Raw genomic sequence first — 11,461 nt, forward strand, 5'->3', positions numbered from 1 at the left:
TTTATTTTCAGCTGTTTCACATATCTGTTCTCATCGCTAACGCCGGTAGCTTTTATTTCAAGCACGTTTCCATTATTCAACTTCAATTTAAGATATGGAAGATATGGAGCAGAAAGAACATACTGGTCTGTACCCGGACATACAGGATAAAATCCCATTACAGAGAAGATATACCATGCCGACATCTGTCCGCAATCATCATTTCCACCAAGACCATCTATCTGGCTTCTATACATACGGTTCATTATCTCACGTATCCAATACTGAGATTTCCACGGCTGCGATGTCCAAGCATATAAATAAGGTATATGATGACTAGGCTCATTGCCATGTACATAACCGCCTATCAATCCTTCTTTTGTTATATCCTCGTTTTTTTCATAATATTTTGCCGGTAGCTCCATAGAAAACAAGTCATCAAGGCGTTTGATAAATTTCTTGTCACCTCCCATCAGAGCAACTATGCCATCCACATCGTGCGGCACATGGAAAGAGAAGTTCCACGAATTTCCTTCTATGAATCCTTCACCGTGAGTCTGCAACGGGTCGAAATTCTTCTTAAAGCTTCCATCCTTGTACTTAGGAGTGGCGAAGCCTGTTTTCTCGTCAAAAATGTTTCTGTAATTCAAAGCCCTCTTGCGGTAAGCATCGGCAATTTCATCACAGCCATTATCAAGGGCTGTTTTATATATAGTCCAGTCATCGTAAGAATTTTCCAATGTGGCAGACAATGCCGTAGAACTCTTATCGTATGGTATATATCCAAGTTTCAGATATTCATCCTGATGATCGTAATAAGGAACGTTCGATGTTTCCACCATGGCTTTCATGATAGCATCCGAATATCCTATAACACCTTTCTTCACTGCATCGGCCAAAACAGATGTTGCATGATAACCGCTCATACACCAGTTTTCATTACCCATATGACTCCATATTGGCAACATCTTATGAACACTTTGATTCTGGTGTGCAATCATGGACTTCACTATATCCTTACTCTCCGACGGAGAGATAAGGTTCAGCAACGGATGCTCAGCCCTATATGTATCCCAAACGGAAAATATAGAATAGTTGGAAAAATCATTTGCTTTGTGAATATTGTGGTCAAGACCGCGATAGCTGCCATCCACATCCATATATACAGAAGGATTTATCATTGTGTGGTATAAAGAAGTGTAAAACATCTTCTTCTGGCTGTCTGAACCATCTATCTCGTAGTGGGAAAGAGCATTATTCCATCTTTCAGTTGCTTCTTTTTTAACATCTTCGAATGATTTTCCATCAGCCTCGGCCATAAGATTCTTTAATGCACCTTCTGTACTTACAGCCGACAAAGCCACACTGATTTCAAGTTCAGGATTGTTTTTTGTATCAAAATCGAAATAAGCAACTATATCCTTACCACCCATTTCAGGAAAATTTTCCGACATCTTTAATCTTCTCCAAAAACCACCATACAACACTTTTCCCTGTTCTTCATATCCATAATTTACAACCGGCTTTGAAAAAGATATTGCAAAGTAAGTATAATTTATGCGCGACCACCCGTTGGTAATGCGATAACCTGTAAGAAGAGTATCGTTTTCTACCCTTAAATTTGCCCAAAGGACTTTTCCTTCATAGTTATATATACCATGTCCCAAATCAAGCACGATATGACCATTTTCGTTTTTAGGATATGTGTATTTATGAACACCTACTCTTGAAGTCGAGGTCAGCTGAGCTTTAATACCGTAGTCTTCAAGCATCACTTCATAATAGCCGGGAGCGGCTTTTTCTGTATTATGGTCAACCCTCGACCTGTATCCTTCACCAGGAAATTCAGCACGACCCGGTCTGAGTTTATGGAAACCCACAGAAGGCATTATCAATATGTCACCCAAATCGGAATGTCCCGTACCACTAAGATGCGTATGACTAAAACCAACTATTGTAGGGTCTTTGTGCTGATAACCCGCACAATATGCGTAAACATCTTTTTGATATCTTCCATTCACATTATGAGGAATAGTGTCGGTATCAGGACTTAACTGAACGATTCCGAAAGGTACACAAGCACCTGGGAAAGTATGTCCCATGCCTTCTGTTCCTATAAAAGGATCTACATAATCCGTTACGTTTTGAGCAAAAGCTCCGGACATGGAAATGCCGCCAAATAGAATTGAAAAAATAGCATTCTTAATCATAATGGTTACAAAGATTTTGTTTGAACTTATGCAAAAGTAGCAGTATGAAATTTATTTGAAGTCCTTATTACAGACAATCTATAACCATTTGAAATATATGTCTTACAAAAGCACTGACGACATAATAAAGTACATATTAAAAAGTTGATTATTAAACATTTACCATTTGTATGACATAATAAAGAACAATGAAAACCCACATAAAAAAGAACGACATACAATAAACAATCAACTTTTATCGTCCGATTTAGCAACAGAATTATCCCTCATCGCACCAGGAGTCATACCAAATTTTGCGGTAAATTCCTTATAAAAATAAGAGCGGCTTGAAATTCCTATTTTATCTATGACTTCTTGAATACTCATATCAGTAGAAAGCAAAAGCACTGCAGCCTTTTCCATTCTCATTCGTTTTACCAAATCTATAGGTGAAATCAATATACACTCCTTGAACTTTCTATAAAACTGACGAGTACTGACATTACATTTATCAGCCAAGAGAGAAACACTAAGATCCTCGACTTCCATAAATTCGTCAATAAGTTTTATTACCTTAAGAAGGAAATCGGCCTGCTCTATGCTATTTATAGTTAATTCTTCTTTTATTCCTTCACCCAACCTTTCGATAATGATATCATACGATGACCTGTAGATATTATCTACATCATAAAAAACAACCTTATCCGACTTGACTTCCTTAGTACAAAAATAATTAGACAAATATGCCATGATATAGGGTTTACATAATTTGATAAGCATTGCTACTAAAAGAAATAAAATACATATGTATATAACATATGCCCACCATGACTTGTACCAGGGGCCTTCAATGCATAAAGGAATGGAAAACTCACGGTATGTTTCATTCAGCATGTCTTTCTTGTATCTAACCTTAAACAAGTATTTACCAACAGGAATGCTGCTAAAAAACGCCTCGTTTAAATAAGAAAACCTACTCCATTCTTTATCGTACCCTTCAAGCATATATGAATATTCTATATCTTTCGCAATATAATCCGGAGCTGAAAATTTTAAAGAAAACGCATTATATTTATCGGGAAACACCAAAGACTCTTTTTCTTTATTATAAAAATCAGTCCAATACTTCTTTTCGTAGCCCAATGACACATTGCCTAATAATATGTCTGAATAAAATTCAGGACTTTTGATGGTATTACTATCTATGTACACCAATCCGTTCACACCTCCCAAAAACAAATTTCCTGTATATGGACAAACATAATAACTGTCATCGCTAAATTCAGCAATCTCAACACCTCTGCTATAATAATATGTATAAGACACATCGTTGCATGGATTATACTTTACCAATCCTCTATTTGTCCCAAGCCATAGGATACCGTCCTTATTCGACACAATACCATGAATCATGTCATTAACCAATCCATTTTCTCTACCTATATAATAAGGTGGCAAAGATAGATTCTTGAGTTCCATAACAACAAGGCCGGCAGTTGAACCAACATATAGCTTTTCAGTCTTCTCATTAATATGCAACGACAAAACGTCATCTACATATTTCCCTGTAATATTTTTCAAGGAGATTACTTCATATTTACCTTTATTGATATTAAACTTAACAACCCCATTGCCTCTACTGCCTAACCATAAAATGGAATCATTATAAGCGCATAAAGATGAGAAACTAAGAATCTCTCTTTGCCCTGTATATATATGAAAATCATCATATCCCAAAGCGCAGGGAAGCCCATCATCGTATTCCAACTTTATACGTTTCAAGCCGGCACCAATCGTAGCGACCCAGATAGCAGAATCACCCTCCTCATATATGCCATGTATTTCTGTATTATTTTTATATGCAAATCCATCAAGTGGTTTCAGCATATCTTTTTCCCTTGAATAATAATAGAGTAACGAATCGGACATTCCAACCCAAAAGCCATTCAGGAAATCGCTGTTTTCTAATTTAAATACCGGATAAAAACCATTGTCTCTTATATATGACTTCATAGGAACCACTTTTTGTGGCATATAGGCTTTGACTTCTTCTGCAGAAAATCCATTGATATATTTAGGAATACACAATAGGCCGTCACCTTTTGTCCCTACCCATAAATTATCCAAGGAATCAGTCAAAAGTCCTCTAATCTGTCCTGACAAATTGTGAGATATATCATCAAGCAATATATTGTTTACTATTCCGGTTTTCTTTGCTATACTTATCAAACCCTGACCATCTGTTCCAATCCATAATATACCATTACTATTATCCAAATATGTACAAAAGACACGTACATTACGTCTTAATAATTCGTCACTAAAATGATTTGAGGATTTCAATCTTACAATGGCTTGGGAATGAAAATATACTATAAGGTCATCATAGAATGGAACTATACCGGATATTGTACCATATTTCTTTATCAAAGAAGATGTATTTGTTATTAACAACTTATATTTTCGCACAAAATCGTACATATACAAATCATTATTCGAATCAATAAAACAACAAATACTATTCTGGCAAAACGAATGTATGACAGGATGCTTATGAATCTCTTCGGAATACACATTTATACTTGTAGAAGCAGAGTCTTTTTCAAAAGAAGAAGCCATACAAGACAGCGAACTGGTCTTCCCATCACCGATAATGGTAAAAATCCCATCTTCTCCTACGTAGGCTGTAGATTTCTCCGGATCAATTCCATGATTTCCATATGCCTTTATAAATTTATTCTCTACTTTATTAAAGTAATAAATAAAAGAATTGTCTATGACCCAAGTGTTTCCTATGGAGTTTGAGTAAAGCTTAAAATATTCTTCTTGTGAATAATTATCTATAACATTTCTACTCCAAAGAGACATCAACGACACACCATTGTAAGAGCATATCCACACATTATTATCTCCGGCATATGATATGTTAAGAATTATATTATTATAAAACGTTGTGTTTTCAGAGAAATCAGTCCTGAATATCTCGATATTACTGCCATCATAACAATTTAGCCCATCATATGTACCTATCCACATCAATCCGGAATTATCCTTGTAGAAAGATAGTACTGCGCTATTGGAAAGACCATCCTTTTGATCAAGTGAGGTTAAATATAAATCCTGCGTATTGCCGGAATATCCGGAAAGACTGACTAGCAATACTATAATCAACAAAGGTATTTTCATAGGTAAGTAAATATTAAAATTAATGTTTTATCTTCTTTTGTTTACAAAGGGGTATCTTTCAAAGAAACATCCTACACCATTTGTCAAACCTCTCCAGTCCTTCTTCACCATGCTTTCCTATACTCTTGCGAGCTTTTTCCAGCGGTTTTTCATTATCCAGTTTGGTTTTTGAAAAAAACTTGTCCGCAAAACATATGATTTGCTCTTCAAGACTTACCGGAAGCATATCTCTGTGAGGGACAGGCAAATCGCGCTCAATAATTGCTTTCAATGAAAGGCCTGCACCCGTGTGGCGCTCACACACTAAAGCATGACGCGGATATCCTTCCTTTCGTACCAAATCGGCACCCAAATAGCCATGACATATGTACGGATAAGTTCCATAGCAGAATATATCGTCGGCATCAGTAAGGAATATACCAATATCGTGCAGCATTGCGGCCTCTTCTATAAACTGCATGTCAAGATTCAGTTCAGGATGTTTTCGTGCCATAGCCAAAGCCTTGTCAGCTACTGAACGGCTGTGTTTCAACAATATTTTCTTAAGTTCGTTATCTTCCGGATAATATTTGTCTATTAATTCTATCGGGTTCATTGTTTTATTTATCTTTGCGTATAATTAATTCGATTTACAAAACTAATAAATATTATTGTCCTGACATGAAATATCTTGTTATTTTACTATTAATTTCTTTCTCCGGCATATGTAATGCCACAAATATCCAAAACGGAGCAGACCAGATTGAGACTCTGACATCACTCATAGGCAACAAAAAGATAGCTTTAGTGGCAAACCAGACATCACTGACAGGCAACACTCATCTGCTTGACACTTTATGCTCGCTTGGCAAAAGACCTGTAGCACTGTTTGCTCCCGAACATGGTTTCAGAGGCAAGGCCGATGCCGGAGAAACCGTGAAGGACGGCAAGGACGTAAAAACAGGAACACCGATAATCTCACTTTACGGAAAAAACAAAAAGCCTTCTGCAACCGACCTTGCTAATATTGACATGGTAGTGTTCGACATTCAGGATGTGGGAGCAAGATTCTACACATACATCAGTACATTATATTATATAATGCAGGCATGTGCCGAAAACGGGAAAGAGCTGATAGTGCTTGACCGCCCGAACCCTTGCGATTATGTTGACGGTCCTGTACTGAAAAAGGAATACAAGAGTTTCGTAGGTATGTTACCCATACCGGTTCTTCACGGATGTACAATGGGCGAGCTGGCAGGCATGATAAACGGCGAAGGATGGATTGGCAATAATCTGAAGTGCAACTACTCAGTAATACAAATCAAAGGATGGAAACATGGCGACCCGTATTCACTCCCGGTAAAACCATCGCCTAACCTGCCTAATGACCGGTCCATAGCTCTCTATGCCTCACTATGCCTGTTCGAGGCTACATCTGTCAGTGTAGGACGCGGAACATATTTTCCATTTCAGGTGATTGGCTCACCGTTATTGCCAAAAGACAAGTTTCCTTTTTCTTTTACTCCGAAAGCGTTGGAAGGCTTCGACAAAAATCCTTTACATAAAAACGTAGCGTGCCATGGACTCGACCTTAGAGAAACCGACATCAGCAGACTGAACGGATTTTCATTGAAATATGTCATCGAGATGTACCGCGAATTCAAGAAGATGAACAAATCAGAATCATTCCTTACCCGTCCCAAATGGTTCGACCTGCTGATGGGTACAAATCAGGTAAGACTCGATATGCTAAAAGGTAAATCGGAAGAGGAAATACGTTCTGCATGGAATGAGGACTTGAAGAAATACAGGGAAATGCGAGAGAAGTACATTCTGTACTAAAAACAGTTCGGGCTGAACACCGTTTAAACAGTATTTAATCACCATTTAAACGGTATTCAGCCCGATTTGGTATATCAAAAAGAATGTGTATTATCTCTTCTTCATCTTCTGCATCATACCGGCCATCTTGCTGCCAGTCACCATCTTCATCATCTTGCGAGTCTGGTCGAACTGCTTCAGAAGGCGGTTCACTTCCTGAATATTTGTACCACTACCCTTAGCGATACGCATACGGCGCGAGCCGTTGAGGATTTCAGGATGAGTACGTTCTTCAGGAGTCATGGAATAGATGATAGCTTCGATACTCTTGAACGCATTGTCGTCAATATCAATATCCTTGATAGCCTTACCTACACCCGGAATCATTGAAGCAAGTTCCTTGATGTTACCCATCTTCTTAATCTGGTTTATCTGAGTAAGGAAGTCATTGAAATCGAACTGGTTCTTCTGGATTTTCTTCTGAAGACGTTTTGCTTCTTCTTCGTCGTACTGTTCCTGTGCACGTTCAACAAGTGATACGATATCACCCATACCGAGGATACGGTCTGCCATACGTGCAGGGTGGAACAAGTCGATTGCGTCAAGCTTTTCACCTGTACCTACGAACTTGATAGGCTTGTTTACTACTGTACGGATAGAAAGTGCGGCACCACCACGAGTATCACCATCCAACTTGGTAAGAACTACACCGTTGAAGTCAAGGCGTTCGTTAAACTCGCGTGCAGTGTTTACAGCATCCTGACCTGTCATCGAGTCTACTACGAACAGTGTCTCATCCGGATTGATAGCCTTCTTGATAGCTTCAATCTCGTTCATCATCTGCTCGTCGATAGCAAGACGACCGGCTGTATCGACAATCACCAGGTCATAACCTTTGGCCTTTGCCTCATGGATGGCATTCAGAGCTATCTGTACAGGGTCTTTGCTGTCAGGTTCAGAATAAACAGGAACTTCAATCTGCTGTCCAAGCACCTTCAGCTGTTCGATGGCAGCAGGACGGTAAACGTCGCAGGCTACCAACAAAGGCTTGCGGTTCTTCTTGGTTTTCAGCATACGTGCCAACTTTCCAGAGAAAGTAGTCTTACCGGAACCCTGAAGACCGGACATAAGTATAACTGCCGGACGTCCCTTAAGTTCCAACTCTGCTGTTTCGCCACCCATCAGTTTGGTAAGCTCGTCATGAACAATCTTAACCATCAACTGACTTGGCTTAACAGCTGTAAGCACATTCTGTCCCAAGGCTTTCTCCTTTACTGTATCTGTAAAGTTCTTTGCAACCTTATAGTTCACGTCGGCATCAAGCAAGGCGCGACGTACATCTTTCAGAGTCTCGGCAACATTGATTTCGGTGATTTTACCCTCACCTTTCAATATCTTAAACGACCTCTCAAGTCTTTCACTTAAATTATCGAACATATATTATTTGGATTTTCTTAATTTCTTATATTTCAACGGGGTGCAAAAATACATAAAAAAAACAAACTCTCAAATCTTTTTATTCTGCCATTTAGCTTTTTTCAAATATATAAGACTAAATATCAGCATAAGCACATAGTATATTATCTCCGTAGTAAAACAAATCTCTACAGGCTGGCGGAGCACCATACCTACCACTATCACATAAAGTGCGTAGAACACCTGCACTCCTACCTCCACTCCAAGTGCTGCCTGAGTATTGCCTGTTCCGGAGATACCGTTGAAATATATATTTGCCAGCGACGCAAGAAGCATAGACGCACACACTACATAAAGTGCAGGTATAGACTCGGCCACAAGACCGGAATCGCCTGTGTATATCGAAAGTATAGGATTTGGGAATATTACCGTCAGAGCCACACATACCACCATTATCAGAAACGATATGCCCGATATGCGGTGAAGCAGAGCTATAACCTTATCTGTTCCACCCGCCCCTATCAGATTACTGACAAGAGTATTGGCGGTAGTTGCCAATGCCTGTACCGGAATCAGTAGCACTATATATACACTTCTTACTATATTTGCTATAGCCAGTTCCCTCTGTCCCAGACGCTCCAGTGCCATAAAGAACACGAACCATATGGCCATTGCCAGGAAATATTGCACCATGGTGAATGATGATATTTGCAATATCCTGCCCACCATCCCGAAATCAATCCTGAAAGCACGTCGTAAACCGTATTTTCTGAGGTCAACCTTACAATATGTATATATAAGGAAAAATACCAGCGAAGAAGCCTCAGCTATAACTGATGCCAAAGCCGCTCCCATGACACCCATTTGCGGTAATCCGAGTTCGCCAAACACAAGACCATAATCGAGGACTACATTCACAAGTGCCATAACCACCGAACTTAAAGTCAGTACTTTGGTATTGGTTATACCTATGTAGAATGCACGGAACATCACATTCAGGAAAGCAAACAGAAATCCCCAGATACGCCAAGTGAAAAACTGGTATGTAGCCTCATATATAGTATCGGAAGTTATCAGCATCCTTATGAGAGGACCGGCAAAAATATACATGACAACAGCCAGTACCGCAGCCATAATGAAACTGAACATACTGCCCTGCATCATAACAGGACCGACATCACGATAGTTTCCTTCACCGTTTCGGCGTGCTATAAGTATCTGCGAGCCTATACTGAAACCGAAAGCTACAGTATAGACACATATATAGAGAAGTCCTCCCATAGCCGCAGCTCCCAAAGCCACCTCGCCAACATGCCCGAGGAAAGCCGTATCAGTGACATTAATGATATTTTGGGCAAGCAGCCCGAGAAGTATAGGATAAGTAACGCGCCAGATTTCTTTATTGGAATACATACTAAACACACATTATTATATAATTATACAGCAAAGATACAAAAAACAGTCATATTTCCAATTATTCTTCGACACATAAAGCGTAACACGTACGTGTAACGCGCGTAACACGAACGTGACGCGAGCGGAACACGAACGTGTCACTGGCGGAACACGAACGTGTCACGCTAACTTTGAACAGTCAAATCCGACCACATGAACGGAAAAGAAACCAAATACGACGAAACGAAAAGTGTAAAAATAACACTTTATGCTGTACAACATATATTTTTTTGAACAACGGAATAAAATAAGTGTTACTTTTACACCGTCAAAAAAAACATTTACCATAATAATATATAATGAGAAACATGAAAAAGTCATTTTTAAGCATGGGGGCGGCAATCGTAATACTAAGCGGATGTGCCTCACAGGAAAAGAAAGCAGAGCTGACACTTTCAGGACTTGATCCTGCAAAATTTGAGACTACAATCGACGGCAACAAGAAGACAGGACTCTACAGACTTACGAACAGCAACGGAATGGAAGTCTGTGTGACAAACTTCGGAGGTAGAATCGTTTCAGTTATGGTGCCGGACAAAAACGGTAAGATGACAGATGTAGTTCTCGGATTCGACAATATAAATGACTATCAGAATATACCGAGCGATTTCGGGGCAAGCATAGGAAGGTATGCCAACCGTATCAACAAAGGTAAAATCAACATAGACGGACAGGAGATACAGTTGCCGACAAACAATTTCGGACACTGTCTGCACGGAGGCCCTACAGGATGGCAGTATCAGGTGTACGAAGCAAACCAGACAAACGACAGCACTATAGTGCTTACAATGAAATCGGCTGACGGCGACAACAACTTCCCCGGAAACGTAACAGCCAATGTCACTTATACACTGACATCTGACAATGCCATCGACATTAAATACGATGCAACTACAGACAAGACTACTATCATAAATATGACTAACCACTCATATTTCAATCTTAGCGGAGATATGTCGAAACCGGCTACAGACCATATCCTGTACGTGGCTTCGGACAGCATCACACCGGTGGACAGCACATATATGACTACCGGCGAAATGATGGCAGTAAAAGACACTCCATTCGATTTCAATACACCTAAGGCCATAGCTCCTGACGTAACAGCATTTGACAATGAGCAGGTGAAATTCGGAAACGGATTCGACCACAACTGGGTATTGGCTACAAAAGGTGATGACACGAAAGTGGCTGCCAGACTTACAAGCCCGGCAAGCGGTATTACTCTTGAGGTTTATACCAACGAACCCGGTATTCAGGTATATACAGGAAACTTCCTGACAGGCGAAGTAAAAGGTAAACACGGTATAGCATATCCGCAGCGTGCTTCAGTTTGTCTTGAATCGCAGCACTATCCTGACAGTCCAAACAAGACACAATGGCCTTCTGTTATCCTGAGACCGGGAGAAACATACTACAGCCACTGCGTATTC

The 11,461-nt window shown here is 39.6% G+C and carries 6 protein-coding genes and 1 pseudogene; 2 read left to right on the plus strand and 5 right to left on the minus strand.

The window, feature by feature from the left end:
- From QZ379_RS06500 to QZ379_RS06510, 3 genes and pseudogenes are all read right to left on the minus strand, one after another.
- Positions 1–2,144 (minus strand): annotated as a pseudogene (locus tag QZ379_RS06500) (GH92 family glycosyl hydrolase); the annotation flags it as partial.
- A 273-nt stretch (positions 2,145–2,417) separates the two neighbouring features.
- Positions 2,418–5,354: a helix-turn-helix domain-containing protein gene (locus QZ379_RS06505; protein WP_291561966.1), complete on the minus strand. Its 2,937-nt coding sequence runs from the start codon at positions 5,352–5,354 to the stop codon at positions 2,418–2,420.
- Positions 5,355–5,412: 58 nt separating this feature from the next.
- Positions 5,413–5,949 carry an HDIG domain-containing metalloprotein gene (locus tag QZ379_RS06510; RefSeq protein ID WP_291561969.1) on the minus strand — a complete coding sequence of 179 codons (537 nt, stop codon included), beginning with the start codon at positions 5,947–5,949 and terminating at the stop codon, positions 5,413–5,415.
- A 65-nt stretch (positions 5,950–6,014) separates the two neighbouring features.
- Here QZ379_RS06510 and QZ379_RS06515 point away from each other — a divergent pair, with 65 nt between their 5' ends.
- A complete protein-coding gene (locus QZ379_RS06515) occupies positions 6,015–7,178 on the plus strand; it encodes a DUF1343 domain-containing protein (RefSeq protein ID WP_291561972.1) in 1,164 nt (387 codons plus the stop codon).
- 90 nt (positions 7,179–7,268) lie between these two features.
- On the opposite strand, the gene ffh is transcribed toward QZ379_RS06515, so the two are convergent.
- Both ffh and QZ379_RS06525 read right to left on the minus strand, forming a co-directional pair.
- Positions 7,269–8,594, minus strand: a complete 1,326-nt coding sequence (gene ffh, locus QZ379_RS06520; protein WP_291561974.1) for a signal recognition particle protein — start codon at positions 8,592–8,594, stop codon at positions 7,269–7,271.
- A gap of 69 nt (positions 8,595–8,663) precedes the next feature.
- Entirely contained in the window at positions 8,664–9,986 is a 1,323-nt protein-coding gene (locus QZ379_RS06525) for an MATE family efflux transporter (protein WP_291561976.1), read from the minus strand.
- Between the two features lie 341 nt (positions 9,987–10,327).
- On the opposite strand from QZ379_RS06525, the gene QZ379_RS06530 reads away from it, so the two are divergent.
- On the plus strand, positions 10,328–11,461 hold a 1,134-nt coding region (locus QZ379_RS06530; protein ID WP_291561979.1), incomplete at its 3' end, for an aldose epimerase family protein.

Origin of the sequence: Bacteroides sp. (genome assembly GCF_019417265.1) — a bacterium.
In the GTDB taxonomy this organism is placed as follows: Bacteria; Bacteroidota; Bacteroidia; order Bacteroidales; family Bacteroidaceae; genus Phocaeicola.